Annotated in this window: 30 protein-coding genes and 1 tRNA gene; 13 read left to right on the forward strand and 18 right to left on the reverse strand. The window is 59.7% G+C overall.

All coding sequences use genetic code 11. The annotated features are described in order from the left end of the window. Window positions 1-9 precede the first annotated feature (9 nt). From ACP15U_RS04615 to ACP15U_RS04650, 8 genes are all read left to right on the forward strand, one after another. Window positions 10-2622 carry a virulence factor SrfC family protein gene (locus ACP15U_RS04615; protein ID WP_425043965.1) on the forward strand — a complete coding sequence of 871 codons (2613 nt, stop codon included), beginning with the start codon at window positions 10-12 and terminating at the stop codon, window positions 2620-2622. 18 nt (window positions 2623-2640) lie between these two features. Then, a complete protein-coding gene (locus ACP15U_RS04620; protein ID WP_425043966.1) occupies window positions 2641-3639 on the forward strand; it encodes a hypothetical protein in 999 nt (332 codons plus the stop codon). After that, window positions 3620-5548, forward strand: a complete 1929-nt coding sequence (locus ACP15U_RS04625; RefSeq protein WP_425043967.1) for a vWA domain-containing protein — start codon at window positions 3620-3622, stop codon at window positions 5546-5548. The genes ACP15U_RS04620 and ACP15U_RS04625 overlap by 20 nt, the downstream gene beginning before the upstream one ends. A gap of 6 nt (window positions 5549-5554) precedes the next feature. Further along, complete coding sequence (locus ACP15U_RS04630) at window positions 5555-6280, forward strand: ABC transporter ATP-binding protein (protein WP_425043968.1); 726 nt, start codon at window positions 5555-5557, stop codon at window positions 6278-6280. Further along, window positions 6271-7464 carry an ABC transporter permease gene (locus ACP15U_RS04635; RefSeq protein WP_425043969.1) on the forward strand — a complete coding sequence of 398 codons (1194 nt, stop codon included), beginning with the start codon at window positions 6271-6273 and terminating at the stop codon, window positions 7462-7464. The genes ACP15U_RS04630 and ACP15U_RS04635 overlap by 10 nt, the downstream gene beginning before the upstream one ends. After that, the gene (locus ACP15U_RS04640; RefSeq protein WP_425043970.1) at window positions 7464-9023 is read left to right on the forward strand and encodes a formylglycine-generating enzyme family protein; all 1560 of its coding nucleotides are present in this window, start codon (window positions 7464-7466) and stop codon (window positions 9021-9023) included. Before ACP15U_RS04635 ends, ACP15U_RS04640 begins: the two co-directional genes overlap by 1 nt. 251 nt (window positions 9024-9274) lie before the next feature. Next, window positions 9275-10531: a peptidoglycan-binding domain-containing protein gene (locus tag ACP15U_RS04645; protein WP_425043971.1), complete on the forward strand. Its 1257-nt coding sequence runs from the start codon at window positions 9275-9277 to the stop codon at window positions 10529-10531. A 120-nt stretch (window positions 10532-10651) separates the two neighbouring features. Continuing rightward, window positions 10652-10725: transfer RNA gene (locus ACP15U_RS04650), tRNA-Cys, on the forward strand. Window positions 10726-10849: 124 nt separating this feature from the next. On the opposite strand, the gene ACP15U_RS04655 is transcribed toward ACP15U_RS04650, so the two are convergent. The 18 genes from ACP15U_RS04655 to ACP15U_RS04740 form a co-directional block, all read right to left on the reverse strand. Continuing rightward, the gene (locus ACP15U_RS04655) at window positions 10850-11161 is read right to left on the reverse strand and encodes a hypothetical protein (protein ID WP_425043972.1); all 312 of its coding nucleotides are present in this window, start codon (window positions 11159-11161) and stop codon (window positions 10850-10852) included. Continuing rightward, window positions 11151-11300 (reverse strand): hypothetical protein, encoded by a 150-nt coding sequence (locus ACP15U_RS04660; RefSeq protein WP_425043973.1) that lies wholly within the window; start codon window positions 11298-11300, stop codon window positions 11151-11153. The genes ACP15U_RS04655 and ACP15U_RS04660 overlap by 11 nt, the downstream gene beginning before the upstream one ends. Beyond that, entirely contained in the window at window positions 11284-11487 is a 204-nt protein-coding gene (locus tag ACP15U_RS04665; protein ID WP_425043974.1) for a hypothetical protein, read from the reverse strand. The genes ACP15U_RS04660 and ACP15U_RS04665 overlap by 17 nt, the downstream gene beginning before the upstream one ends. Then, the gene (locus ACP15U_RS04670; protein WP_425043975.1) at window positions 11484-11690 is read right to left on the reverse strand and encodes a hypothetical protein; all 207 of its coding nucleotides are present in this window, start codon (window positions 11688-11690) and stop codon (window positions 11484-11486) included. The genes ACP15U_RS04665 and ACP15U_RS04670 overlap by 4 nt, the downstream gene beginning before the upstream one ends. Next, entirely contained in the window at window positions 11684-13054 is a 1371-nt protein-coding gene (locus ACP15U_RS04675; RefSeq protein ID WP_425043976.1) for a phage major capsid protein, read from the reverse strand. The genes ACP15U_RS04670 and ACP15U_RS04675 overlap by 7 nt, the downstream gene beginning before the upstream one ends. Next, on the reverse strand, window positions 13054-13287 hold the full coding sequence (locus ACP15U_RS04680) for a hypothetical protein (protein WP_425043977.1): 234 nt from the start codon (window positions 13285-13287) through the stop codon (window positions 13054-13056). Before ACP15U_RS04680 ends, ACP15U_RS04675 begins: the two co-directional genes overlap by 1 nt. After that, window positions 13284-13700 (reverse strand): hypothetical protein, encoded by a 417-nt coding sequence (locus ACP15U_RS04685; protein WP_425043978.1) that lies wholly within the window; start codon window positions 13698-13700, stop codon window positions 13284-13286. The genes ACP15U_RS04680 and ACP15U_RS04685 overlap by 4 nt, the downstream gene beginning before the upstream one ends. Further along, a complete protein-coding gene (locus tag ACP15U_RS04690; protein ID WP_425043979.1) occupies window positions 13697-14236 on the reverse strand; it encodes a hypothetical protein in 540 nt (179 codons plus the stop codon). Before ACP15U_RS04690 ends, ACP15U_RS04685 begins: the two co-directional genes overlap by 4 nt. Window positions 14237-14335: 99 nt before the next feature. Beyond that, the gene (locus ACP15U_RS04695; protein ID WP_425043980.1) at window positions 14336-14584 is read right to left on the reverse strand and encodes a hypothetical protein; all 249 of its coding nucleotides are present in this window, start codon (window positions 14582-14584) and stop codon (window positions 14336-14338) included. After that, window positions 14581-14880, reverse strand: coding sequence for a hypothetical protein (locus ACP15U_RS04700; protein WP_425043981.1), 300 nt, complete (start codon window positions 14878-14880; stop codon window positions 14581-14583). Before ACP15U_RS04700 ends, ACP15U_RS04695 begins: the two co-directional genes overlap by 4 nt. 1 nt (window position 14881) lies before the next feature. Beyond that, complete coding sequence (locus ACP15U_RS04705; RefSeq protein WP_425043982.1) at window positions 14882-15370, reverse strand: hypothetical protein; 489 nt, start codon at window positions 15368-15370, stop codon at window positions 14882-14884. Between the two features lie 717 nt (window positions 15371-16087). Continuing rightward, complete coding sequence (locus ACP15U_RS04710) at window positions 16088-19066, reverse strand: hypothetical protein (RefSeq protein WP_425043983.1); 2979 nt, start codon at window positions 19064-19066, stop codon at window positions 16088-16090. A 55-nt stretch (window positions 19067-19121) separates the two neighbouring features. Next, window positions 19122-20402: a hypothetical protein gene (locus ACP15U_RS04715; protein ID WP_425043984.1), complete on the reverse strand. Its 1281-nt coding sequence runs from the start codon at window positions 20400-20402 to the stop codon at window positions 19122-19124. 120 nt (window positions 20403-20522) lie between these two features. Then, on the reverse strand, window positions 20523-20777 hold the full coding sequence (locus tag ACP15U_RS04720; RefSeq protein WP_425043985.1) for a hypothetical protein: 255 nt from the start codon (window positions 20775-20777) through the stop codon (window positions 20523-20525). Then, a complete protein-coding gene (locus ACP15U_RS04725) occupies window positions 20777-21064 on the reverse strand; it encodes a hypothetical protein (protein ID WP_425043986.1) in 288 nt (95 codons plus the stop codon). The genes ACP15U_RS04720 and ACP15U_RS04725 overlap by 1 nt, the downstream gene beginning before the upstream one ends. Next, entirely contained in the window at window positions 21061-21336 is a 276-nt protein-coding gene (locus ACP15U_RS04730) for a hypothetical protein (protein WP_425043987.1), read from the reverse strand. The genes ACP15U_RS04725 and ACP15U_RS04730 overlap by 4 nt, the downstream gene beginning before the upstream one ends. After that, on the reverse strand, window positions 21333-21515 hold the full coding sequence (locus ACP15U_RS04735; protein ID WP_425043988.1) for a hypothetical protein: 183 nt from the start codon (window positions 21513-21515) through the stop codon (window positions 21333-21335). The genes ACP15U_RS04730 and ACP15U_RS04735 overlap by 4 nt, the downstream gene beginning before the upstream one ends. A gap of 176 nt (window positions 21516-21691) precedes the next feature. Beyond that, window positions 21692-22048, reverse strand: a complete 357-nt coding sequence (locus ACP15U_RS04740; protein ID WP_425043989.1) for a hypothetical protein — start codon at window positions 22046-22048, stop codon at window positions 21692-21694. Between the two features lie 215 nt (window positions 22049-22263). Here ACP15U_RS04740 and ACP15U_RS04745 point away from each other — a divergent pair, with 215 nt between their 5' ends. The 5 genes from ACP15U_RS04745 (at window position 22264) to ACP15U_RS04765 (ending at window position 24978) form a co-directional block, all read left to right on the forward strand. Further along, complete coding sequence (locus ACP15U_RS04745; RefSeq protein ID WP_425043990.1) at window positions 22264-23370, forward strand: tyrosine-type recombinase/integrase; 1107 nt, start codon at window positions 22264-22266, stop codon at window positions 23368-23370. Continuing rightward, entirely contained in the window at window positions 23367-23657 is a 291-nt protein-coding gene (locus ACP15U_RS04750; RefSeq protein ID WP_425043991.1) for a hypothetical protein, read from the forward strand. The genes ACP15U_RS04745 and ACP15U_RS04750 overlap by 4 nt, the downstream gene beginning before the upstream one ends. Continuing rightward, the gene (locus ACP15U_RS04755) at window positions 23654-23800 is read left to right on the forward strand and encodes a hypothetical protein (protein ID WP_425043992.1); all 147 of its coding nucleotides are present in this window, start codon (window positions 23654-23656) and stop codon (window positions 23798-23800) included. Before ACP15U_RS04750 ends, ACP15U_RS04755 begins: the two co-directional genes overlap by 4 nt. 91 nt (window positions 23801-23891) lie before the next feature. Then, a complete protein-coding gene (locus tag ACP15U_RS04760; RefSeq protein ID WP_425043993.1) occupies window positions 23892-24104 on the forward strand; it encodes a hypothetical protein in 213 nt (70 codons plus the stop codon). A 457-nt stretch (window positions 24105-24561) separates the two neighbouring features. Continuing rightward, a complete protein-coding gene (locus ACP15U_RS04765) occupies window positions 24562-24978 on the forward strand; it encodes a VOC family protein (RefSeq protein WP_425043994.1) in 417 nt (138 codons plus the stop codon). The last annotated feature ends 162 nt before the right edge of the window (window positions 24979-25140 follow it).

A 25140-nucleotide genomic window follows, 5' to 3' on the forward strand; every position in this document is an offset into this window, starting at 1 on the left:
GGACGGATGATGAGTGAAGAACAACGGAAACTGGTCGAAGATTGCGCCCAACTGGCGGCGTTGGCCGACCGGGCGGGCGCCTGGGTCGAAACGCCGGCCAATACCGATCTGGTAGGGGCTGAGCAGAAATCGTTGATTGCAGGGCTTCGGCGGGGAGCGCGTCGAGCCCGGCGGTTGGAGAAAGCTGCGCAGAGCCCAATGTCGGTCAGCGTTTTCGGGCCAAGCCAGGCGGGAAAGTCATTTCTGGTTTCGGTGCTGGCCCGTCCCGAAGCCGGGCCATTGGTTGCGGATTTCGCGGGTTCCCGGCTGAATTACATTCGTGAAATCAACCCCGAAGGTGAAGGCGAGAGCACAGGTCTGGTGACACGGTTCACGATGTCCCGACCGGATGTTCCTGCTGATTACCCGATCAAGCTGACGCTTCTGGGCGAAGCCGATCTGTTGCGGGTTCTGGTCAACTCTTTTTTCATGGACGGGGACAGGTCGGAACCGGCACCCGATGCGGCAGAGATTGCTGCTCATCTTGATGCGTTCAAATCTCGCGCTGGCTCTCTTCAGCCCGGACTGGACGAAGATGACGTGATCGAGATCGGCGAGTATGTCGAGGCGAGTTTTGGCCGCGAGGCTTATGCCGCCGCTCTGAAACCGTTCTGGGAAGAGGCTGCGCGCATCGCGCCATCATTGAGCGCCCCGGATCGGGCCGCTTTCTTTGCGCTGCTCTGGGGCGGGCATCAGGCGCTGAGCGATTTGTATCTGAAACTGGCCTTGGCCCTGTCGCAGTTGGGACACGCCGAAGCGGTGTATGCAGGGCTGAATGCGCTGGTTCCGCGTGAGACTTCGATCATCGATGTAAAGACCCTCAGTGGCAGCTCAGATACAGAACCGCTTGCCGTGATCACGGGGCAGGGTGCTCCGGTATCCTTGCCTCGATCCGTGATCTGCGCTCTGGCCGCTGAACTTGTGCTGCCGATGCAGGATCTTCCCGATCCAATGTTCTCCGAAACTGATCTGCTGGATTTTCCCGGCGCCCGCAACAGGTTCGAGCAGGATCTGTCCAAGGCGCTGGAAGAACCAGAGGCAATTCTGCCCGAGCTTCTGCTGCGTGGAAAGGTGGCTTATCTCTTTGACCGGTATGTGCAAAATCAGGACATAACCTCGATGTTGCTGTGCATACCCGACAGCAACATGGAAACGGTCGATCTGCCTGGTCTGGTGCAGGGATGGATCGCCACAACCCATGGCGCAACACCACAGGATCGAGCGGAAGCGGATACTGTTTTGTTTCTTGTCCTGACGAAGTTTGACAAGCACCTGTCAGACAGCGCCGCACAAGGGGGCGACGAAACCCGGTTTGAGCGCCGTATGCAGGCCTCGTTGCTGGAAAAATTCGGGAAAGGTCGGGACCCTTGGGTTTCCGAATGGACACCGGATAAGCCGTTCGACAATTGCTATTGGCTGCGCAATCCCAACTACTACGTGGATGGGCTGATCGATTATGACGATGCCAAACGCGAGCAACAGATTCGTCCCGACAAGGCTGCGCGTGTGTCCGAGTTGAAGGCGGGTTGCCTTCAGGCCCCGTCGGTGCAGCGCCACTTTGCGAACCCCGGGGCGGCATGGGACGCCGCCCTGACCTTGAACGATGGTGGGGTGGCATATTTGATCTCGGCCCTGCGTCGCGTTTGCAAACCGGACAGCAAACTGCGCCAGATTCGCGCGCAACTTGGTCAGATCGCGGTTGGTATCCGGCAAGGGTTGGCGCCCTACCATGTCTCGGATGATGTCGAGCAGCGCATCGCCGAGAAACGAGCGGCGGCCTCGAAGGTTATTGACGATCTCGAGGAGGTTCTGGCCCGGCACCGGTTTGGCGGGCTGCTGGCCGCGCTCATGGTCGATCAGGAAGAAATCGAAGGCCGCATCGCGCGGGTGCCGAGTTCGGTCAGAATTTCCAGTGCGGTTAGTGCGGCCTCGGCCGACGCTCCGGCCGTTCAGCGACCGGGGGGGCGCCCATCGCGTCCGACACGGCCCGGCACATCGGAGGAAATCGGCGTGCCGGGGCCCATCCGGACCGTGACATTGGAACAGTTTCAGGCTGACACCGCGATGGAAGTCTGGATCGACGCGATGAAGCAGTTTCGAGATGACGGGGCGCGGCGCAACGGGTTCGGTCTGGGCGAGGCAGGCGCATCGGATCTCGTGGCCGAATTGATTCACGCTGCCCGCCGGACCCGGCTGGCGCCCCGGACCGCTGCATCGCTGGCCGAGGTTAATTTCGGCCTGACCGTCGAGAAACAGGCCCAGCCGGCTTCGATCCTCGGGGCGGAGGCGATCAATCAATTCGTGGCAACGCTGGGAATGAAGGACATTCCGGAAGCAGACCGACCGGTTGTCGAAATGCCGGATGGCTCCAGCCGGGCAACCTTTGCGCCACGTCCGGTGTCTGAGGACATCCGCGATCTGCCCATGCATCCCCGGCCACTGGCAGAGGAACACTGGACCGACTGGGCATTTGCCCTTGATGCGCTCTTTGTGGCGAACGCCAAGGACGGAGCAGGTAACGAAATTAACATAGATCAGAACCTGGCCCTCGGCGCGATCCTTGCCGAACTGGACAAGGCATGATTCGAGGATGCCGATGACATGAGCCTGCTCGTCCATCCCGACCCGCAGCATCCCGCCGGAGGCTATGCGTTTCTGGAATGCCCGTCGGGTAGCCTGCCGGACGGCCAGGTCACTGTTGCGGTTTTTGACAGCTTCAGCGAGCGCTGGCTCGCGGCGTCCGACGCGCCGGGTGCGCGGATTGCTGTCGGAGATCCCAACTGGCAGACGCAGCGCTATGAATTCGGCCCCTACGATGTCCACCGTCATGACGGGGCGGATTGGGTGCGTGTTGGGCCGGAAATCGTCAACAAGCTGGCGGAATACACGCCTTTGCGTCTGTTTGTCGGCCCGGCCTCTGGCGATGTGACGTGGCCGGACGGAGTTCCGCCGCAGGCCGGATTTGCCGACCGGGGTGCAATCCAGACCGTTGCTGCCGAGCCTGATCCCGAACCGGATGTCATCCCAGCGCCGCCTCTGGAACCGCAGATCCCGCTAGAGCCAAAACCTGAACCGTCTGAGGCACCCGCAGCGTCGGAAAGGGAGGTGTCTGCCACATCCGGTCGCCGTTCGCTTCTGTGGCCGCTGGTGTTGCTTTTGCTGCTACTGGCAGGTGTGGCCGCCGCGTGGCTCTACCTCAAGGAGCCAGACGAGAAAAATGACGTCGGGGACAGCTGCACGCTCTCGGCTCTGCGGAAGATCTCCGGGTTTCCGGAGCAGCTGGATGTGATCCGCAACTGCGGCAGCGCTGTCAGCGCCGATGCAGCGCTGACGGTGATCGAGGATGCCGCGCGCAAGGATGATCCTGCCGCGCTTCTGTTGTTCGGCGTGCTGTACGACGAGGATCAAGTTGATCCCAAGATCGAAGATCTCCTGGGGCTCAGTTTCGAACCCAACAAGGCGCAGGCCGTAGAGTACTATCGCCGGGCGGTGGACGCAGGAGCCGAACTGGCACGCCCACCATTGGCTGCTTTGTGCGAACAGTTGCAGGGATCCGCGGCGACACTGGAGAGAGGCGCATATGACGATTATTGCCGCTAGACGCGGACTGGCTCTGATCGCTGCGGCGTTGCTTGGGCTCGGCAGCCTGTCTACGCCGGCCAACGCGCAAACGGACCGGCCGCTTTTGGCCGAGGGGCGCCAGACCGTATACCAGCGCGTTCTGACCCGTCCCGGTGCGCTGCAATTCGATGCCCGGGACGGCTCGGTTCAGCGTCAGTACCCTGCGTTTCAGCCGCTCTATGTCTATGCCCGGGATCAAGACTGGTTGCAGGTGGGACCCTCCATTTCGGGTGGGCCGCAGGCATGGGCGCGCAAGTCAGAAGTTGTTGATTGGAAACAGAATATCATAGCGGCCTTCACCAATGCCGCCGGTCGTGAGCGGCAATTTCTGTTCGAGAGCGAGGACAAGCTGCGCGCCCTGATGGAGCACGAGGCCCTGCGAGAGATTCAGGCCCGGATGCTTGCCGAGGCCGCCTCGGGCAGCCTCTCGACTGATCGCGGAGTGCAGGCGGTCGAGCCCGAGGAATATGTCAACATCGTCGACCGGTTGTATCTGATGCCGATCCTTGATGTCGTGCAGGATCTGCACCCACTGAACTACGAACCCAACCTGTTGATGGAAGTTGCGTCGGTCCCGCTGCGCGAGAAAGATGCGCAAGCCGGTGCAATTGCCGACAACTTCGACGCGGGTATCGTGTTTGTGTTCGACACCACCCGGTCCATGGATCCTTATATCGCACGCACGCAGGCTGCGGTTGAACGGATCGTCGGGGATATTCGCGGCACCGAGATTGGTGAGCGCGTTCAGTTCGGCGTGGTCGGGTTCCGCGACAACACCGGTGCGGCGCCGGGGCTGGATTATCGCACCCGAACACTGCTGCCGCTTTTGCGGCGCAAGGATCAGGACGCCGTTCTGGCCACGATCCGCGCGGCGACTGATGTTGCACAGGCCAATTCTCCGGGCTTCAACGAAGACTCTCTTGCCGGGGTCGAGGACGCCATCGGACTGACAGACTGGGAAGGCGCGGGGCGGGATCCTTTTGATGCGCGGGTGGTGGTGTTGATCACCGATGCCGGACCAAAGGATCCGCGCGATCCGAATGCCCGGTCCGATATCGGAGCCGCCGAATTGCAGCGTGCCGCGCAGGACAAGGGGATCGCGGTCATGACCCTGCACCTGCAAACTCCGGCCGGAGGCGCGGCTCAGCACCAATGGGCCGAGAGCCAGTATCGCAAGCTTTCGACGTTTAATGGCGAGAACTATTACTATGGGATTGCCGACGGGGCCGAAGAGGCCTTCGAAGACACCGTCTCGCGGCTTGTGACCGCGCTAACCGATATTATCCGGGTGGCGCGGGACGAGGCGCCGCAGCTTGCGCCGTCTGACACCTCGCCCGAGCTGGTCAATCTGGGAATTGCCATGCAACTGGCCTATCTGGGGCGCCTGAAAGGCACTCAGGCCCCGGACGTCATTCGGGGGTGGGTCTCGGAGAAAGCGGTGGAAGATCCTGCACGGCTGGCCATCGAACCGCGCCTGCTGGTGACCAAGAACGAGATGGCCACGATGGCCGATCTGTTGTCGGAGATGCTGGTATTGGGAGAGCAAAGCCGCAATGCCGAGGACACGGATAGTTTCTTTGCCGGGGTGCGAAGTGTTGTGGCCCGCATGGCGCAGAACCCGGACCGGCTGGTCAATACCGAGGCAGACACGCTGGGTGGCTCGCTCGAGTTTCTCGAGGATCTGCCTTATGAAAGCCAGCTTATGCTGACCACGCCCGACCGGTGGCGCCAGAGCGCAATGAATCGCCGCTCCATTCTCGACGGGATGCGGCAGAAGCTCGTTCAGTATCGCAAATGGTTGCTGGATCCGACGGTCTGGACTGCGCTTTATGCGGACGCGCCGGATGGCGAGCATGTGTTTGCCATGCCCTTTGACGTTCTGCCCTGAACGGTCATGGGCGGGGCTCTTTCCCTCAACGCGGTGCAGCTGCTTCTCAGGGACGGGCGCAGGCAATTCCGTTTGATCTGTGACCGGTTGGATCTGAGCGCCGGCCACGCCGTAGCGCTGACGGGGGAAAGCGGGTCGGGAAAGACCCTGCTATTGGAGCTGCTCGGAATGCTGCGCAAGCCAGATGCCGGACGCTATGTCTGGCATGATGGTGATCAAGAGGTGGATCTTGCAGGCCTTTGGCTTGACGGTCCGCGTAGCAGTGCACTGGCCCGGAAGCGGGGGCAATTGTTCGGCTTCGTGCCGCAGACAGGCGGGCTATTGCCTTTCCTCACAGTGACTGAAAATGTGAGCCTGCCGCAACGAGTGATTGGTCGTCCCGATGCAGGGCGGGTTGACATGCTGTTGGATCGGCTCGGCCTGACAGATGTCGCCACGCAATTTCCCTTAACGCTTTCCATCGGGCAGAGACAACGCTGCGCCGTCGCGCGCGCCCTGTCGCATAGCCCGCCTTTTGTGATCGCCGATGAACCGACCGCAGCGCTGGATCCCGAAGCGGCAGACCGCGTGCTCACCCTGTTGCTGGAATGTGCCGGCGAGCAGGGCAGCGGCGTGGTTCTTTCCAGCCATGACCTCGACCGGGTCGCCCGGTTCGGGATCAAACAGGTGAGCCTGCGGGTTGTTCCGGGAGAGGAGGTCGTCAGCCGGCTGGAGGTGGCGACATGCTTATAGCCTCGCTGGCCTTGCGCAACCTGTTTCGTGATCGGTTCTTTTTGCTCTGTAATATCGCGGTGATGGTGGGAATACTTGTGCCGCTTCTGGTGCTTGTGGGGGTCAAAAACGGTGTTTATTCCGCCCTTATCGGTGAAATGCAGCGTGATCCGGCCAGTCTTCAAATCGACACCAGCGGCAACGTGACATTGAGCGAAGCTGAAATAGCCCCGCTGCGCGATTGGCCCGAAGTGGCATTTCTGACGCCCAAGGTGCGCTCGCAGTTCGATTATGTGAATGTGCGCGCAGCGGGCGGGCGGACGATCCGTCCGGCGCTGCTTGTGCCTTCGGGCAAGGGCGATCCGGTGCTTGCCGGAGGGGCTCTGGACGGTTTGCAGGTGGCGGTGTCCGCAATTCTTGCGGGTGTGCTTGAACTTGCAGAGGGAGACCAATTGCAGCTGATCACGCAGGCCGAGGACCGTCCCCGTCAGCTGGTTCTGGACGTTGAACTGGTCAAGGTTCTGCCGGAACACGCTGTTGCGGGGCGAGCGGTTCTGGCACCCTTCGCACTGCTCGACCTCGTCGAAGCCTTTTATGACGCCTACAGCTTGCCGGACTACGGCATCCAAGGATCCCGTGATCTGGCGGAGCGGGCGCCGGCTTACGCCGGAGTTCGACTATTTGCACGCGAACTGAAAGACGTCGCGCCATTGCAGTCCCGGGTCGAAGCGGTTCTGGGCGTCGCCGCGACGTCGCAGGCACGGGACGTAGAAGCCTTGTTGGGGCTTGGTCGCAAACTGGATCTGGCCCTTGGTTTCACGGCCGCTCTGGCTGCAATCGGGTTGGGGGCGGCGCTGAGTCTCGGCTTCTGGTCCGATGTCATGCGAAAACGGATGGTGCTGGCCTGTATCGCACTGGTCGGTGTCCCGGGGCGGAAACTTGCGTTCTTTCCAGTTGTGCAGGCTCTTGTGACGGCGACCGCCGGGTTGGTGGTGTCCTTCGGTCTCTACCTCTTGGCAGGACGGGCCGCTGCCCGGCTGTTCGGGGACGGTTTGCCGGATGGAGCACCCTTGACGGTGATCCCGCCGGGGCAGGGCGCTTTGATCTGCCTTTGTGTTCTGGCGCTGGCATTGGGATCGGCGATGCTGGCGGCCTGGCGGGCATTGCATCTGGACCCGGCATCAGTTCTGCGCGAGGTGACGTGATGCGGCTGCTCGCCATTCTCGGAATCCTCTGGGCCGGGCCGGCAGCGGCTCAGGACCCTTGGCCGGTCGATTTGACCGATCCCGGTGCCGAGATCAGCCCGTCAGATCTTGTGCTTCCCATGCCATGCGGTGCGGCAATGGCCTTCCAGAAAGTCGAGGTGCCACCGGAAGGGGAAGGTCCCTTGGCTGACCGGCGTTTGCGGTTGGGGCAGTCACTGGATCAAACCGGCTATTCTGACTACCTGCGATCTTCATTTCTCAGGGGGGCATTCGGTCAGGGCGAGACATCGCATTTCTATATCGCGCGCTACGAGTTGACACAGGGCCAGTATCGCGCCTTGGGCGGTGATTGCACAACACCGACCCGCGCTGACCGGCTGGCCAAAGGCGGGTTGAGTTGGCACGAGGCGGTTGAAGTTGCGCGCATCTATACGCAATGGCTGCTCGCCAATGCGCCGGATCAGGTTCCGGCAGCCGGGGATCAGCGAGGGTTCCTGCGACTACCGACTGAACCGGAATGGGAGTTTGCGACCCGCGGCGGGGCCCGAGTTGATGGCACACGGTTTCCCAACCTGACGTTCTTTTCTCAGGGTGAGATGCGCGACTATGCGTGGCATCAGGCGCCCGGCTCGGCGCGGGGCAAGCTTGGCCCGGTCGGGCTGCGGCAGCCGAATCCGCTGGGACTCTATGATGTCTATGGAAATGCCGAAGAACTGGTGCTGGAACCCTACCGGATGAATGCACTGGGCCGGCTGCACGGACAGACCGGCGGTGTGGTGACGCGCGGCGGATCTGTGCTGTCCACTGCGGACCAGATCTATAGCGCCCAACGCACGGAATACCCGCCCTATGACCGGCGGACCGGTGCTCCGCTGGCGGCTGCCACCTTTGGACTGCGACTGGTGATCAGCGCGCCGGTTTTCACTTCGGACGCCATGTTGCGGCAGGTTCAGGAGGAGTGGCAGGCGCTGGCAACAGTTCCTGCTGTTGCGTCAGGCGAGGCAGACGACCCCGAAGCGCAACTGGCCGGGCTGATTGCGGCGGAAACCGACCCACGACGTCAGTCTGCGCTGGAGGCCCTGCTGCTGGATCTGCGCCGAAGCCGTGACGACAGCCGCTTGGCTCGAAGCCAGTCGGCCCGCGCCACCCTGCTGGCTGGCGGTGTGTTTGTGGGAACGATCAACGAAACAGCCGAGAGGATTACAGACAAGGCTTCGACGCTCAGGATGCTGGCCGACCTGCACCGAACCGGACCGCAAAGCGACATCTTCGCCCGGCAGGTCAGGGCGCATGTGCGCCAGCTCGAGGCATTGCGTCTGGCGCAGGACACTTATCTTCTGTCTTTCAGAACAGCGCTGGACAGTCTCGCCGGAGCCCCCGGCGACAAGCTGCCGACCGATCTGCTGGAAACTGCCTACAGAGTTCTGCGCGAAGAGTTGGACCTGTCCGGCCAGATCGGCCTGCGGGACGACGTTGCCCGGTTTCGAAACGACCTCGTAAGGTATGCAGAGACCCCGGATATGGGGCCAGAGCGCCTGCTGGAACTGGCTTTGGATTGAGATTGAGACGGAGCATCTGGCAGATCGCGCGTGACCGAATATGGGTTTGATTGTCGCCTTCGCGGAAACAACTCATGAAACCGGCGTTCACAATCCGGTTCCTGTCGCTTCTTTGCCGGGACCTGTGCTTGACAAAGGGGCAGGCGTTTGATGGGCTAGAGGGGTGAAATGTTTGAAGTGATAGAATGCCGGGGCTCCGCTCTTCGAGATCAGGAGAGGCCCGGGAGCTCCCCCCTCAAGAGGTTAGTATCATGTTCGCTCGCAAAATCTGTGCCACGCTTGTGGCATCCAGCCTGATCCTGATTCCCGCCGAACGGGTCAGGGCCGACGAAGCCGCTGCCCTGATCGGCGGAGCGCTTCTGGGTGGGATCATCATCAACGAAGTCCATAAGAATAAGCAGCGCCAGCAACAGCAGAGGCGCACGACAACAACCCGTTCAACCCGCCCGTCGATCTCTTCCGCCCAGCGGCAACAGAACCGGCAGGTGCAGTCGGCGTTGAACTATTTCAACTACAACGTGGGCGCAGTTGATGGCTCGCTCGGCCGCAAGAGCCGGGCAGGGATCTCTCGTTATCAGGCTGACATGGGATACACGATTGACGGGTATCTGGACGATCACGAACGCAACTTCCTGCTGGGTAGCCACCAGCGGGCGCTGGCCTCGGCCCATGTGGCACCCTATAATCAGATCCTCGCCAGCCAGGGGCAAGCGGGTTTGCTGCGCACCTATCGCAACGAGCAGCTGGGTATTCCGACACCACAGACCCAGACTCAACCGCAGGTCCAGCAGGCGACCGTAAAGCAGCCCGAACCGGTCAACACCAAGACCGCCACCGGGGCGCTCCCGGATTTCACTTTTGGCCAGGTCGCCCGTTCAGCCAACGAGCATTGCAACGAAATCAACGTTCTGACGGCCGCTAATGGCGGCGCGACCACCGCAGGCCGGGTGAATGACCCCGAATTTGCGCTGAACGAGCAGTTCTGCCTCGCACGCACGCACGCAATGGCGGAAAGCTCCCGCATCGAAGCGACCATTCCGAACATGACGGCGGATCAGGTTGTGGCTCAGTGCAAAGGGTTGGCGCAGGCTGTTGCCCCGCAGATGCAGGATTTGGCAACTGCGCAGCCCACGGATGTGACGGCACGCACCGAAGCATTCCTGCGCAATTCCGGTCGACCGATGGATCAGCTCGTGTCCGGTGGCAAGGTGTGCCTCGGGATCGGGTATCGTACCGATGATGCGCAGATGGCGCTGGCGTCGGGCGTGCTTTTGGCTTCGGCCGGCCAGCCGGGCTACGGCGAGATCGTCAGCCACCACCTGCGCGAAGGTTTCGGTGCCGCGCGCGCCGCCCCGCAGGTGACAGGCGCATGGATGCAGATGGCGATCACATCGGCCCCAAACAACCCGCGGGTGCTGGGCCAGTCACCGGATCGACTTGCTGTTCTGGCCACCGCTCAGAATGCCGGCGGCGCTCTGCCGAGCTTCCCGACGGCCTCTGGGAACTGACCGGATTCGTCCGTTCTCCGAACGGAAAACGGGCGAAAAAACCGCTTGCACAGAACCGCGAAACAGAGCATGTATGCCCAACCTTTCGCGCCCCCGTGGGTGCGATAGCACACCACGTGAGGCGAGTTGGCGGAGTGGTGACGCAGCGGATTGCAAATCCGTGTACACCGGTTCGATTCCGGTACTCGCCTCCAAATCTTTCAAAGACTTAGCAGATCTCACGGGTCCAAACTGGGGGCCAACTGGGGGCCGCAGCTTTTTGCACACGGATTCTCAGCAACAATGACACCACCACACGAACCGGTTAATGTGTCTTACCTAAACAAGGGAAGGGCCGGAATATGCGTCACAATCCAGAAGGACTTGGTTCAGTATTCGCGGATTGGCTCCGCGCCGCCGCATCTGATCCAACAGCACCAGACGATGCCGCCACAGGATGGATCGAACCATATCCGCGCCAGTTAGAACCGACGCCCACACCCGATCATCAATCACCCGTTCAGGACCGACCCAAGCGGTCACATGAAGCCATTCGTCATCGATCCAAACTACACTGATCGAAACACAGGGCAGGGGTTCCAAGGCTTCGGACAGTTCGTGTTCGAGATATTTGCCAATGTCATCGAACATCGCGCACCGCTTTCACCGCCTCGGGCAAAATCTTGTCGACTTTTTCCAGTTCCTCGGGCCGCAGGGATCGACCCACCATCAGCGATAGTTTGGCGATCAGCGCGGCCCGTATCTGGTCGGGTTCAGGCTTGCGGGGCATTGTCTGGTCCAGTGGCATTGCGGGACTCCTTCCATGCTATCTCGCGCCGTAGCGCAGCGGCGGCCTTGGTCAGACCTGATGTTTCAGCCACGACCAGCCGGGTGCGCAGAACGTCCAACGCCGGGCAGGATGGGCCGCGAAAGGGCTTGCCACCGAAACGAATGGTTGCGTCCTGCTCCGGTGTCACGCCACGGACTCCCCCATGTATGACCGGGCCGCGACACGATCATCGGTGCCGTTGGCAATCTGGACGTCTACCAGGTATTCAGGTTGAACGCCCATTTCGGCCAGTATCGCGCCGACCTCTGCCGGGGTTTCCACACAGGCGACGTGATGCCCGTCCCGGCAAATGTCGATCCGGCCTGACCTGTGATGTGTGACGCTTACCAAGAGACCGCCTCCACCAGTGCCGTCGATCCGTTGCGCAGCATCCCCCATGTCACCGGGGCAACGTGGCGCATCACGATGGCGTAGGTCTGGAATGCTGATCTTACTTGCGACGGTGGGGTGGTTCCCGCCGCATCGGATACATGGATCGAACCACCCGAGTCGTTGATGGCGTTCGGATCGACCATGGTCGGTGCAACACCATCGTCATCCACCATCACGACCGTCGCCGCGTTCGAAAAGTCCACCAGAGGCGGCGCGATCCAGCTTGCGAAGTCGTCGCAATCGATGATCAGAACCTGATCAGTCGGGGCGTTTGCACTCACCACCAGCGGGATACCGAACAATTCGCCCCGTTCGATTTCATCACGGAATAGAAACACACCCGCTTCCCTCATCAGCCGCAGCCGTAACACACGGGCAGGGTCCATTATCAGGACGGGATCGCGCGGCGCGTTCACCGTAATAGCCGCGATCAACCAAGTCAGATCAGCAATCACGTTGTCCAGATCAGTGCCTAAACTGGTGCGTGTCTCTGCGCCGTTCCAAGGCGAGGCGGGTCTGATCGTTGGCAACAGGGCTGCGGTTCGGTCGGTCAAAACGCTGTCCAGCATTATCGCTGTATCATCGATCACCAGCCGTTCAACGAAATCCCGCATTTCAACAATGCTGGTCTGGTTCAGTTCTTCGGTAAAGCTGGACAAGACACCCGCTTTCATCCGGCTGAACGTGACGCTGGAAAGGGTTGCGTCTTTGTGGGGCAGGGACGCGCCTTCAGCGGTGAAGCTATCCGCCATGCTCGGCGGGTTATCGGCAATCTCTGGCCGCTTCGGATAAGTGAAAGAATTGTTGCTTCCCATCGGGATTTTGCGACCGCGACGGGCGATTGCACCGAAGATCGACACGGGTTCCAAGCGGTCGATCATGCCGCCAGTATCGGAATCCACCAGTTCAGCAGCCCATCCCGCATATGTGGTGCGCCCGACCTGCGTTGCGGCTTTGCGATGGAATTCGAAATCATCACCGGGGCGCAACGCTTTCAACGTGTCGGCGGGGTCGGTCTGGTCGAAGCGTCGTTTCAGTTCGGCGGTAGTGGCATCAAAGGCGATGTCCACGCCCTTGGGCCGCTTCTGGTCACCTTTTGGCTTGGTCGGTTGCTTCAGGGTGGCTGACAGGCTGACAGGGCGTGCCAGTTGCTTTTCCAGAGCGTCAATGCGGCCCAGTAGGGCGGGAACCTGTTCCCGGACCTTGAAGGCGTCTTCGACCTCGGCCTGCATCTGGTCCCAAGCCTTCGCGGCAAGTGCCTGTTGCCGACCATCTTCGATGATCTTTTTGTTCTTGGCGTTCAGTTCGAAATCTTTGGGCATCAGAGAACCCCTTCCAGTTTGAGGATCGATCTTGCGGTTGTCGCCAGTCGTGGGTTCTGGTCGGCAAACTCGCGCAGCCACGCCTTGTATACGCGCCTGTGCGCCGCATCGGATTGTAGACGCGCCTCTGTGGTCGATGCGCCTTCGGCCAGCGCATCAGCGATCAGCGTGGCGCGTGTCCGGGCGATCTGGCGGGGCAGGTCATGGCGCAGTTGATCACCGGTGATGTTCATCGTTTCATGTCCCTCTTATGCTGTGCGGCCATTGCTTCCAGTTCGTCCAGCGTAGGTGCAGGATCGTCGCCTGTAGCCTGTTCGACGGCTTTGCCGATGGCTTCGGTCACACGCTTCTGTTCGATCTGAAGGGCCGCTTCCAGTGACTTGATCCGGGTGTCCTGCGACTGCACGACAGCCATGATTTCGGTGATCGTTTTTTCCAGCGCCTTGCGGCGTTCGGTGCGCACCTTCTTCACGATCAGGTCGATCAGACTGTTGACGTTCGGGCTGCCGGTCTTGGTCGCCGGATCGTAGTGCAAGCTATGCTGACCCGCATCACCACCACCGCCCGTGATCGGGCGGCCTTCATAATGCGGAACATCCGCCCGGTTGACAGACCCACCACCACGGAAGGGATTTGAAACGGTCATGTGTTGGTTCCTCGGTTCGAATAGCTGGAAAGTCGCGCCGCTTCGGATCGGATCGAACGAAGGGCAGGATCGGACCGGTCGAAGCCCTTTTCGGCCAGCCCGGCGCACCACTGGCAATGCAGGGCTAGGCTTCGGATTGCAGCGTCATGTTGATCAAGCCGTTCGGCGGCCCGTTCAGCGCCGGAACGGGCGCGGGTGGCCACAAGATCGGTCGCAGCGACCAGAGGATCCACATCAGCACCAAACCGGGCTGCCATGGCGCACAGGGTGGCCAGAGGATCGTCATCAGACGCGCCGGTCTTCAGGGCCATCGATGCGGCGTCGAATTTGTCGGCAAGGGCAAGGGTATCGGTCACCGCCTGTTCAGCATCGGCGCACTGTTGCGCGAACCGGGCGGTCAACCTCCTGCGTTTGGCAGACGCGCCTTTTTCGCGCCGTTCCTCGGCGCGGCTGGCATCGGTGATTTGGCTGCGGAAATATCCAAGACCTTTGATCAGGGCGCGGGTGGTCTGAAATGCGGTCTTTGTCGTCGTCATGTCTCGGTCCCATCAGGGTGGTTGTCGGTCGCATATAGCGTGACAGCGACCGCAATGACGAGTCAAGCAATTGTTTTTACAGGAAAAAGTAATACATTTTCAGATCGCCCTACCAGGTAACCAACCGTTTTCAGATAAACGACAAATCGCGTCGAAGAAATCTTCCGGGTCTTCACCAATCAACGCGACAATCATCTGCGCTTCGTTCGAAAACAGCCACGAACGCGCCGCTTCCCTGTATCTCTGGTAAGATGCGGCGCGGGATGTGGCATCGTCCAACGCCCGGAGTAAGACGCTTTGCCAGAGTGCCGCGCATCTGGTGGCATCGATATGCTGATGACGGATCAAAACAATGCGACCTTCACCGCTGCCGGGCCGGGTGGCTTGCCGGTGGCGAGTGCATCGCTGTTGATCCGGGCCAGCCGGGCAAGTCCCGCTTGCATCTTGGCGTCAGTATCAGCAGCGCCAAAACTTCCCATCATGAGGCAATTGGTGGTTCGTTCCTTGCCCAGCGCCGCTTCCAGCCGGTCGAGAACCCAGCAGGCAAAAAGGATCCGCGTTCGGGGATCGGCTGGCCATGCGAGGGGACCACCACAGGCCAGTTGAATTTCGACTTCAGATATGTCGGAAGGAACGCCGGGCATTTCAGTGAACCTGATCCAACCAACTGTCGAAGTCCGGCACTTGCGCCGGGCTGGTCGTGTTGGCGGTTGGCGTAGGTGCAGCCGGTCGGGTACGTTCCTGTCCTTTGGCTGGTTGATCTTTACTGCGGACACCGAGGTCGCGAAGCAGTTGCTGCAACTGCCGGGCCAGATCGAATTGCAAGGTGTGGATCGGGTTGCGGGTCTGGATGCCGTTCTGTGCCGTGACGACTGGCGGAACCATCATCATCACGACGCGATTGTCGATCATCCGTTGCTGAACGAACGCAGCCTCTACCATCATCGCCAAATCGCCAGCCGTCCAACGTTCCGGGGCGCTGCGCCAGAGGTCATCGTAGAATGCGCGACCGTGTTTGTTCAAAGCAGACGCTCCGGGAATGTCGGGCGCTGATGTGGCTGACAGATCGGCGGCCTGAGCGTCCCGGACCTGTTGATGCGTGCTGTCTGAAGCTGCTTTTCTACCACGGGCCATGAGTTCGAACGATCCTCTGTAATTCGACATAAACACGCAAGAATCGTGCGTGTTTTAACGGTTCCACGCTTGGATTATGTGGCGGTTGCGGTCCGGTTGCAAGAATTGTCGACAGTGCCGGGAAATCGAACTCAGGTTACAAAAAGCATCCCGTGCGCGGTGATGGGTTTCATCCGCCAGACCGAACCCCCCGGCCCCCGAAACAATATAGGGCCGCATCCATAGAGGTCCGGGCTGGTCGCAGGTCACACGTTGCTGGTGATGCGTAACACGTTGATCGTTGCTGGTGCCGTGCCACCACCCAACCCGTGCGCCCGGTGACTGGCAGTAACGCGACAAAGCTGGTGCGATCACACGTCGCTGAAACTCACACACAAACGCAACGTGGTCAGATGGCGAGCATATATCGGCAAGCTATACGAACCAGCCTCAGCCGCTACGGGGCGCTAGGGGCCGGGGCGATTGTTCAAAAAAGTCGTTTGACGGGGGGTATATGTCCAGACTCGTGAGACAGTGAGACAAAGTGACTTAACTGCATGTAATCATTAAGGAATAAGTGTCTCAAACGGGTTGCGACAAATGGGTTTTGTCTCAAACGGTTTTGCGACAAACCGTTTTGTCTCAGATCCATTTGAGACAAACCCTCTTTGTCTCAGGTGCTTTGAGACACTTATTCGCAAGCAATATCATGAGGTTAAGTCACTTTGTCTCACTGTCTCACGCTTTCGGGGATACACCCCTTGTCCAAACGACTTTTTCAATTTCTTCCCGGTCCGGGAAGATCGTGCCAGTGTTGCCGCTCATGACTTCGGCACCCGATGTCGTAACTATATATTGTTTCTTGTTATCATTCGGGTGTTCCAGATAACCAGCGTTGACGGTGTTCGCAGCGTGCCGGGCGAACGTATCCTTCGAATACCCAAGCGCATCGGCCAGATCCCGGATCGATCCAGACAGACAGGTTTGTTTCTTCATGTCCTCGCCTATAATGACTTTCATATACCGGGGAAGCCGCGACGGGTCTCTGATCTCATAGCCGTTAGCACCGGGAACCACGGCACCAGCGGTCGGAACATATCCACCCGCCCGTTCGATCCCGGCAGCCATCACGTCGCCGATCTTCTGAAGAAGAGCTCTAGCATTGTCGCTTGGTGCCTTTTCATGTCCCTCGCTGATACTCTGGCCAATGCAGTCGACGGCAACCTGATAGTCATCAAGCGTGGCGATGATGCGTCCCCTGTCCGTTGTGTCTCGGTGCAGACGGTGGATCAGGGCGCTGGCCCGGATGATGTCGATCAGTGTCCTGATGTCCCGACGGACGCGGACCGCCTTGGTCGGCAGCAATTCCGCGATCTCGGTCGCAAAGGGCACCACCACCTTATGGGCTCCGGTGCGCAGCCATTGCCCGAATGCGTGCCAATCCTCGACGTTGATCTCTTCGTCATCGTCCATCGCGGCACGGGCTGCGATGTTGGCAACAATGTCCCTCGAATGCTGTTCTGTTTCGTCCAACCAGATCGACATCATCCGGGTTTCGATTTCATCATCCAGATGAGCCCGTGTCGTGGTTGTGATCAGGCCGGTCGGTCCGGGCTGTTCAATCACGCGGGTGTAATGGGCGCCGCTGTCTGGATCTCTTTCCGTCACCATGTGGATCAGGTGACCTTCGGACAGCAGAACCCGCAACATTTCCGCGATCTCGTTTTTCTCGCCATTGTCCCGGACCAGTGCTTCGCCCTCTTCCAGAAAGATGAACGCATTCGCCAGAGATCCATGCGGCAGGTAGATCAAAGCTTTCGACGACATCGAAGAGATCGTGAAGACATAACCTTCCGGCCAGAGACCGATCACCGCCTTGGTCGTGAAACTCTTTCCCGCGCTCGACTGGCCCCGGTTGATCAGGTTTATCGGTTTGTCGGTCGTGGCGGTTGCAATGGTCAGGAACGTGGCGTTTGCGACCCGGCGTTCTCCGACCACGCCGCGACGGGTCAGGATGGCATCCAGTTGACCAAGCGGATCATCGGCAATGTGACGGCAAGCCGTCAGGAGTTCCGCAGCCTGCCGTGCCTCTTCCAGATCCGCATCATGGGGTTCCGCGACCTCGCCACCGGACATCGGCACCAGAACGGGCAACTCCGCTTCCCATGCTTCGACGGCTGCCGTCAGCATCGGTCGACCGTCCCTCTTTCCGACACCGGAGAACGATTTGACAGCGTGGTTCAGGTGCTGTTCCAGAGTGTCAGACCGGGTGCCAGCATACTTTACCAGGTGCTGCGCCCATTCGGGCAACGCCGCAATATGTCCCTCTATCCAGTGGCAAAGCTGTTTCGGTTCGGCAGCGATCCGACGCCCATCTACAACCAGACCGACACCGGGGATGACATTGCCGATTACCTTGCCGTCCAGATAGTCGAAGACCGTTTGGGTTTCCTCGACGGGCTCGATCAGGGACCATTGCAGGGCGACAGTCGTATCGACGGCTTGCCGGGCGGTTTCCGTCTGTTCCGCGATCCATTGTTCCGTCGATTGCAGATCGACATTTGCGAGGTCGGACCTCAACCGATAAAGCGCCCCGCCATGGGCGAAGCTGTGGATCTGGGGCAAGCTTTGGCTGGCGTAGATCTTGGCAACACCGGCACTTCCATAGTCCGGTTCAATCGGATCTCGGCACGCCTTGCCGTGATACTGTTCCGGCGCGGACAGGATTTGTCCGACCGTCACGATCTCGCCGGTGGAAAGTGTGATTTGATGATGCGGACCAAGGTCGCCCCCGAAAGATGCCATCACCGAAGCACGGGCCTCGACGGGCTCGACACCCGTGGCAATGAGCGTTGCGATCCGCTGATCGGCATACTCGCCCCGGACACGCTCGATCTCGGGCATCATGTCCAGCTTTGCCTTTGCGATGGCCTGTTCATAGGCCAGCGTTTCGGCTTCGGTCAGATCCGGGATGGCGGTCCGGCTGTCGAGCATTTCGGCGCCGGGGCGCAACAGGAAGATCTTGTCCTGATGGATGCCTTCGTCCAGATGCGCCCGGATAAAGATCGGCTGCGATGGCTTGGCCAGCGCAACATCCACAAGGGAACGGTCGAGGAAAGTGCCGTTCTTTGACAACTTGTGACGGGCGTTCCCGGTCAGAACCATCCGTTTATGAAGCGCGGTCACCGCACGGGGAATGTCGGTCGCATCGATCACATGCAGAGCCGTATGGGCTCCGGTGTCGCCAGTCAGGCCGGTGATGCGTGATGACGATGAAGACGTGTGAAGCATGGCTTGCGAGGTCAGGCCGGGCGCAGCGGCAATCAGGGCCGCGTGTATGGTGTTGAAGTCGCCGATGCCGTCACTGTCGATCACCAAGAGCCCCGGTCCCTGATGATGGGGGAGATCGGCATTTGTCCGGGTGATGATGACGCGACCCGTCTCGGGACATGTCCCTTCACCACTGGCCAGAAGCCGGGTCGCCATGCCCGACTCGTATGCTTCCGCGTCCTGATGGGGGGCGATGCCGCTTGTCAGATACGTGGTCGACGGCGCATCCCGAAGCCATGCTTCCAGATCGGCCAAGGTCGCAAATGATAGTGTCCGGTAATGCGCCCTAGTGAACGATCCGACGATTTCGGATGATCCGTCTTTGGCGAAGTGTTTGCCCGGCGCCTTTGTGGCCGTGTGATCATGCGTGAACGATCCGATGAACAATGTCGTGCCTCATTAGTAAGGGGGGCAGCACCATCGGCACCGCGCCCCGTGTGTTTCAAACTTCGTATTTCTTCCGGGCGACCAGTTTTTCGGTCTGGGTCAGCCAGTCATCTGCCGGGTCGAGTAGTGGCGACCTCGACGGCAAGCCGACAAGTTTCGGCTCGGGCAGGACCAGAGGGTCCAGATCAAACCCGGTCGGATCGATTGCAGTCAGGCGGCGGATCTCATCCAAAGCGGCCTGAGCTTCGGGGAGTTTCTCCGCAATGGCATCCCGGATCGATTGCATTTGATCGGGTCCGATCTGGTCGGCAAGCCGTTCGGTTTGAGTTACCTCATATCGACCAACCGCCTCGATGATCCGATCCTTCAGCCCCGCATCCCAATAGGGCGCGATGGCGTCCCGGAGTATCTTCCGCAGTTCGCGTGGGCGCAGCGTGGCCAGAGCGTCGATCTCGGTCTGTTGGCGCCCTGTTGCAGCCGTCCATTTGGCGGCGCGTTTGTCCGTTGCCTTGATGGGCGTCGAGGGGAGATCCAGCGCCTCGCATTGCTCGAAAGTCAGCGCAACATCATGGACCGTTACCGGTTGGGTCAGGTGTCCGAGATCCGCCATCGCCTGCAATTTCCGGGCGACGTTCTTCGGCATCGAGAACCCGGACGGATCGAAGTCGGACAGGTAGAACAGCACGGCAGGCCGCCCACATTGCTCGATCATCTGGACCATTTGCCAGATCATCGTGTCCGACATCTCCCCGGTCGGCAGGAAGATCCCGGCGTTGCATTCGGTCGCCACCGGATCGATCACGGGCTCAAGACTGGTTTTCTCCCCGGCGATGATCAGCGTGTAAGGTTGGGCTTGCCACCAGAACCCGGCATCCCCGGATTTTTCCGTGTAGACCACGACACGCGGTTCGAGATCATCGGCGTCCGGGATCTCGACTTCGGGCATGGCCTCGATCTGGATGTCGAAGCCAAGGGGCACCCGGATAACCGGGGGCGAGTTCCGTTCATCGACAATGGAGTCGAAGGAAACGGCGCCCAACCAACGGGCGTTTACAAGCGCATTTCCCGACAACCATTCCCAATCGGCTTCGGTGTTAAGGTACGGCTTGCCGTTCGGTTTGATCGGCTGGACCGTGACCAGAACGTAATGCAGACCGCGCGGGTGAATTGCCGTCTGCGTCACATGTTGGGCCATCACGTCCGCGACCCATTGCGCGTCTCTTCGGTTGGCAGTCGTATCGCGCCGATACGGGTCGCGCTTGGATGACATGGCCGTTACAGATTCCAGATCCCGCCCGGCATGGGCTTTCAGGATCTCTTTCAGGCTGGTATTCATGGATTACTCCGATTGCAGGGCCGACACGCTCGGTGCAACGTGATGAACGTGTCGGTCATTTTGGGGTGAGAGGGGCGGCTTAGGTCGCCCCTTTGCCTTGGCCGCTACCAAGTGGTGCGGTCAGTTGGGGACAGACCCGGCCATCGCTGGCCAATGCTGACTAGGTTCAACGATCCCGCGCATGATCAGGTCGGACTTGAACTGATCCGGGATGCGAACGCTCTCGGTATTGGTCAGAGCCTCCAAGGCAATCCGGGATGCTGTTCTGATCAGGTCCAGATCGGGGTCTTCCAGATGCGCTTCGTCAGCCGCCATGTCGAAGAAATTGACGGCCAGCGTCGTGCGGACCTCCGGGTTGTGAAGCGAAAAGAACATCATGCCGCATCCCCACCGGTCAGCGGGTGCCCGTATTCGTCCAGAAGAAAACCCCAATGGGCCACAGTGTTCCGGTATCGGTCGGGTATCTCGACTTGGACGACATCAGCTTGCGCTTCGACCGCGCCAACGCAGTCAGCGATGATTTTGGCAGCCGTAAAGGCCCGACGGGCGCATTCACTGCCGTTGTCGGGTTCCATTGGCATACCGCAAATATCATCGGCATCGCGTAGGAAATGCCCGGCCAAGGCCCAAGCGGTGCGGGTGTTAAGGGTCAGCCGGATCATGCCGCGTCCTCCTGATCGATACCTTCCGTGATGTCGGCCAATGCGCTGTGCAGCGTTTCCATTTCCAGCGGCAGGGCCACCAGTCCGTTGTCGAAGCGGTAGTATCCGGTCAGCCTGTGCAAAATCTCGACGGCATCCATTCCGCCATACAAGGCTTCGCTGGCCAGATCGGCGGCGCGTTCAAGATCCTTGCGGTCTCCGGTCTCTTCCGCTTTTCGGGCCGCAGCCAAGGCGGGGTGTTCGGGGGGGTAAATACCAGGTGGAAGCATCATGCCGCTTCGCCCCCGCCGCCGATCAGACCCTCGACGGAATCCGAAAAGATCCGGATGTTGCGGTCCGAGAGTTTCGTTCCGTCCAGAACACCTTCGTGAAACATCACCCGGACCTTGCTTTCCGAACACCTCAGTGTTTGCGCCGTCTCACGAACGGTCAGTAGTTTTCGTTCTTGCATCGTTCAAACCTCCTTTGTCTGGATGCGATGCAAACACTTTGAATGGCATTATAACGATTGCAAGATACTTCTTGTGTTCCTAACGCTTTTAATCGCTATAATCGCTACAAGCGTTAGGAGACCAAATGAGCCACCCGTATAAAGAGTGGGCTGAAGCCCTGATCAGTAGTGACAAGTCACCGGCACGCAAACGGGCGAGGTTTGCGATTCTGGCCGAACCGGTCGTTCCATACCCGGATACATGGGCAACGGTCCGCCTTGCCCTCGATGATGCTCATCTGGATGACAGCACCATCATGCGGGTCATGGGCGCCTGCAAGCGCATAGTCGACGGGGATCTTGACGGCTTGCCGACCGAATTTCCCGATCTCCTGAAGACGGTCTGGACGGGCAAGGGATGGACGATAGAGGCAACCAAGCCCGTCGGTCAGGTTCTGGTCGATGGCGTGCAGTCCGTCCGTCTCGGGCTCCCCCCGCGCCGCTGCGATCAATGCAATGGCCTGTTTGCGCCTCAACGAAAAGACAACGTGCATTGCAGTCCAGCTTGCCGGGTAAATGCCGCCAGTCGGAAAGCACGCTCCTAACGCTTTTAACGCTTGTAAAGAGATTGCATCTAGCCATATAGAGAATGTAAGCGGATTCAGGCCGCCAACACGCTCTTTGACATCGTTGTTCCAATCGCACGCTTAGAGGCATTGCACCGCCTCGATGATGGCAGAAATCTTTAACTGCAATTGGAGTAGTCAAAATGGCTCACTTTGAAAAACGCGGCAGCCGCTGGCGTGCTTCGATCAAATCGAAAGCCGGGCGGGTGTCAAAGTCCTTCGACACGAAGGACGAAGCCCAGCGATGGGCACACATGCAGGAAGGCACCGGCGGGGGCCGGGGCGCAAAGGGCACTGTCGGGGAATACCTCGATCAGTGGCTTTCCGATCTTGAAACGATGGACCTCATCCGGCGCAACACTCTGGATGGCTCCTACAGAAGCAAGGTCGCCAGCGCCAAGGCATCCTTCGGTCACGTCCGAATGCTGAAGCTTGAAGTCGATCACGTTCAGGACTGGCTCAACAGTTTGCGCGATGCGGGACGGGCAAAGTCCTACATCTCGCAAGCCCGGCTGATACTGAACAAGGCTTTCGGCGATGCGGTCCGGGCGAGGTTGATACCTTTCAACCCGGTCAGCGGTGCCAAGGCGCCGAAACAGTCGGGACCATCCAAACCCGACTGCATGTCGGCAGAAGATGCCCGGAAATACCTGGAAACTATCGCCGACCGTCATCCTCTCTACGGGATGTTCATGCGGGTGGCGGTCATGTCCGGGATGCGGCGGTCCGAGATCGGCGGTCTTCGTTGGGAAGATGTGGATCTGGACGGCGGAAAGGTCGAGGTCAGACAAACCTTGATCCGCGTCAGTCAGGGTGACGGCAAGCCGTCCCTCTGGCAGTTCAGCGCCCCGAAGTCGGCAAGCAGCGCCCGGACCATTCCGGTTCCTGCTCCGGTCATCGGCATTCTGCGGCAGCGTCGACAGACGCAGCGGGAAGAGAGGATGAAAGCGGGTCCGGCGTGGCAAGATCACGGTCTGGTCTTCGCCGATCCCATCGGTCAGCCGCTCAACCTCGACACGCTGAGTGCAACAGTCCGGCGGATCAAACTGGATCTCGGATTGAAGGGTCAACCTGTTCACGGCCTGCGCCATCTCTACGGCACAAGTCAGAACAAGATCGGAACCGATGTCGCCACCATTCAAGCGATGATGGGGCACAGTCGATCAACCACGACGCTCGACTATTACATCCACGCCGATGACGATCAGAAGTCGGACGCCGCCGATGCAATGGGGGATATGTTCGGATGAAACAGGTCACCAGAAAGATCGGTCGGAACCGGGGGAAGCCCCGGCTTTGGATCGAGGGTCCGGCACTCATTCGGGCCGGGCTCGATCACGGCAACAGATGGGATCTCATCCCGGCGCCTTCGGGCTTCGACATCGTTCGCAACAATCCCGCCGGTAAGCGCAAGATTGCCGGTCGCCCCGGTCGCCCGATCATCGACATTTCAGGGCCGCGCTCACTTGGCGCGGTTGCCGATGTCGAGGTCGTCACGCTCAATATCAGTGACGGAAAGATCGAGGTCAGGCGATGAGCAATGTTGTCGGAATGGACGGCAAGCCGGTCGATCTCGATCAGGCTGCCGATCCGATCTTCCCATCACCGCAGCCCCCCGTATGGCCCAGCATAATTGCCGGGTTCATCTTGGGCTTTGTCGTGGTCAGCCTAGCGATATGAAACGCCCCCGCCCGGTTCGCCCGGCGGGGGTTTTTTTATGGCCGACGACGTGACAGTTTGAGTCATACAAATTGAAGAAAGGGTGTTGATGGTGACCGAAATCGCAGAACTTCAAAGGCAGGTCGATGATCTGCGGTCAGAAGTCGAAACGCTCCGAAACATGACGCGAAACCACCTTCACCAACAACAGAAGGACATCACGATTATTCGCCGTTTTCTTGGCCTGTTTAATGCCCGTCCTTGGGTGCCCTTCACAAAGGACTTCGAACTTTGGGCACTGGACGAAAGTGATGCCGATAAATAGCACTGGGGGCCGAAACTGGGGGCCAACTGGGGGCCGCGTTGTAACGATTAGGAACGTTCGTAATCGCTAACCTACTGATTACAAACGTTACAGGTGTTACGATTGCACGTCTAACGCATTGCAAATCCGTGTACACCGGTTCGATTCCGGTACTCGCCTCCAACAAATTCAATGCCTCAAGTGAAATCTGTCCGCCGCATGTTTGTGTGTTGGATTGAATTTGTCGCTCTCGATACAATTCGGCGGTCTCCAAGCGCGTGGTCGTGGCACAGGCAGAAAGCGCCAAGCATTACTGAGGTTGGCGCTCCGAATATCGCTGGGTTTTTGTGGGCTAGTCTGAGACGGTTATGGTTTGCCGCTGTATTCAGGTGTGTTCTTGAGTGGGTTACTGCGCTGGTTCACTGTTACATAGAAAACTCGTTGCTACGGTGCGGATTCCAGAAAGGGACCCTAAAGCATGATTGCCTACGTCACAGTTGGAGCCGACGACATTGCTCTTGTAAAAAGGTTTTACTCTGCATTCCTTCTAACCCTTGGCTACGAACTGGAGGAGGGGCCGGAAGGTCTCAGTTACGTGCTGCCTGCACAACCGGGGCAGTCAACCGCGCCGCCTGATTTCTACGTAAAACCAACGTTCGATGGACGACCGGCAACGGCAGGTAACGGTGCTATGGTTGCGTTCGAGGCTCACAATCAGCAGCAAGTTCGGGATCTCCACGCGGCGGCACTCGCAGCGGGCGGCTTGAACGAGGGACAACCGGGTTTTCGAGCCGCCTATGGTCCCCAGTTTTATGTTGGCTATCTCCGTGATCCTCAGGGCAACAAGCTCGCGTTGTTTTCCTGCGATCCGAACGAACCCGGGCGCGATGGATAGCGACTTAACCTATCTGATGGGTTGCCGAAGATCAGCGAAATGCAATTTGGTTTCCGACTTGCTACAGCAACAGCGATTCCCAGTATGGATCGCCTCGGTGGGTGTCGGGGACGTCAGATTTGCGACGGCCCTGATTGGTCAACTCCTTGAGAGGTCCTGAAC

It is taken from the genome of Primorskyibacter sp. S87 (assembly GCF_049801055.1).
In the GTDB taxonomy this organism is placed as follows: domain Bacteria; phylum Pseudomonadota; class Alphaproteobacteria; order Rhodobacterales; family Rhodobacteraceae; genus JBNAGF01.

What these genes read in the sequence shown, in the direction of transcription:
- ACP15U_RS04615 (WP_425043965.1), top strand. Translation starts at nt 10, where the DNA reads ATGAGTGAAGAACAACGGAAACTGGTCGAAGATTGCGCCCAACTGGCG.
- ACP15U_RS04740 (WP_425043989.1), bottom strand. Translation starts at nt 22,048, where the DNA reads ATGCACGTTGTCTTTTCGTTGAGGCGCAAACAGGCCATTGCATTGATC.
- ACP15U_RS04730 (WP_425043987.1), bottom strand. Translation starts at nt 21,336, where the DNA reads ATGATGCTTCCACCTGGTATTTACCCCCCCGAACACCCCGCCTTGGCT.
- ACP15U_RS04715 (WP_425043984.1), bottom strand. Translation starts at nt 20,402, where the DNA reads ATGAATACCAGCCTGAAAGAGATCCTGAAAGCCCATGCCGGGCGGGAT.
- ACP15U_RS04675 (WP_425043976.1), bottom strand. Translation starts at nt 13,054, where the DNA reads ATGCCCAAAGATTTCGAACTGAACGCCAAGAACAAAAAGATCATCGAA.
- ACP15U_RS04645 (WP_425043971.1), top strand. Translation starts at nt 9,275, where the DNA reads ATGTTCGCTCGCAAAATCTGTGCCACGCTTGTGGCATCCAGCCTGATC.
- ACP15U_RS04745 (WP_425043990.1), top strand. Translation starts at nt 22,264, where the DNA reads ATGGCTCACTTTGAAAAACGCGGCAGCCGCTGGCGTGCTTCGATCAAA.
- ACP15U_RS04765 (WP_425043994.1), top strand. Translation starts at nt 24,562, where the DNA reads ATGATTGCCTACGTCACAGTTGGAGCCGACGACATTGCTCTTGTAAAA.
- ACP15U_RS04720 (WP_425043985.1), bottom strand. Translation starts at nt 20,777, where the DNA reads ATGTTCTTTTCGCTTCACAACCCGGAGGTCCGCACGACGCTGGCCGTC.
- ACP15U_RS04685 (WP_425043978.1), bottom strand. Translation starts at nt 13,700, where the DNA reads ATGACCGTTTCAAATCCCTTCCGTGGTGGTGGGTCTGTCAACCGGGCG.
- ACP15U_RS04690 (WP_425043979.1), bottom strand. Translation starts at nt 14,236, where the DNA reads ATGACGACGACAAAGACCGCATTTCAGACCACCCGCGCCCTGATCAAA.
- ACP15U_RS04625 (WP_425043967.1), top strand. Translation starts at nt 3,620, where the DNA reads ATGACGATTATTGCCGCTAGACGCGGACTGGCTCTGATCGCTGCGGCG.
- ACP15U_RS04705 (WP_425043982.1), bottom strand. Translation starts at nt 15,370, where the DNA reads ATGGCCCGTGGTAGAAAAGCAGCTTCAGACAGCACGCATCAACAGGTC.
- ACP15U_RS04635 (WP_425043969.1), top strand. Translation starts at nt 6,271, where the DNA reads ATGCTTATAGCCTCGCTGGCCTTGCGCAACCTGTTTCGTGATCGGTTC.
- ACP15U_RS04660 (WP_425043973.1), bottom strand. Translation starts at nt 11,300, where the DNA reads ATGCCCCGCAAGCCTGAACCCGACCAGATACGGGCCGCGCTGATCGCC.
- ACP15U_RS04750 (WP_425043991.1), top strand. Translation starts at nt 23,367, where the DNA reads ATGAAACAGGTCACCAGAAAGATCGGTCGGAACCGGGGGAAGCCCCGG.
- ACP15U_RS04700 (WP_425043981.1), bottom strand. Translation starts at nt 14,880, where the DNA reads ATGCCCGGCGTTCCTTCCGACATATCTGAAGTCGAAATTCAACTGGCC.
- ACP15U_RS04725 (WP_425043986.1), bottom strand. Translation starts at nt 21,064, where the DNA reads ATGATCCGGCTGACCCTTAACACCCGCACCGCTTGGGCCTTGGCCGGG.
- ACP15U_RS04620 (WP_425043966.1), top strand. Translation starts at nt 2,641, where the DNA reads ATGAGCCTGCTCGTCCATCCCGACCCGCAGCATCCCGCCGGAGGCTAT.
- ACP15U_RS04755 (WP_425043992.1), top strand. Translation starts at nt 23,654, where the DNA reads ATGAGCAATGTTGTCGGAATGGACGGCAAGCCGGTCGATCTCGATCAG.
- ACP15U_RS04735 (WP_425043988.1), bottom strand. Translation starts at nt 21,515, where the DNA reads ATGCAAGAACGAAAACTACTGACCGTTCGTGAGACGGCGCAAACACTG.
- ACP15U_RS04655 (WP_425043972.1), bottom strand. Translation starts at nt 11,161, where the DNA reads ATGTTCGATGACATTGGCAAATATCTCGAACACGAACTGTCCGAAGCC.
- ACP15U_RS04640 (WP_425043970.1), top strand. Translation starts at nt 7,464, where the DNA reads ATGCGGCTGCTCGCCATTCTCGGAATCCTCTGGGCCGGGCCGGCAGCG.
- ACP15U_RS04630 (WP_425043968.1), top strand. Translation starts at nt 5,555, where the DNA reads ATGGGCGGGGCTCTTTCCCTCAACGCGGTGCAGCTGCTTCTCAGGGAC.
- ACP15U_RS04680 (WP_425043977.1), bottom strand. Translation starts at nt 13,287, where the DNA reads ATGAACATCACCGGTGATCAACTGCGCCATGACCTGCCCCGCCAGATC.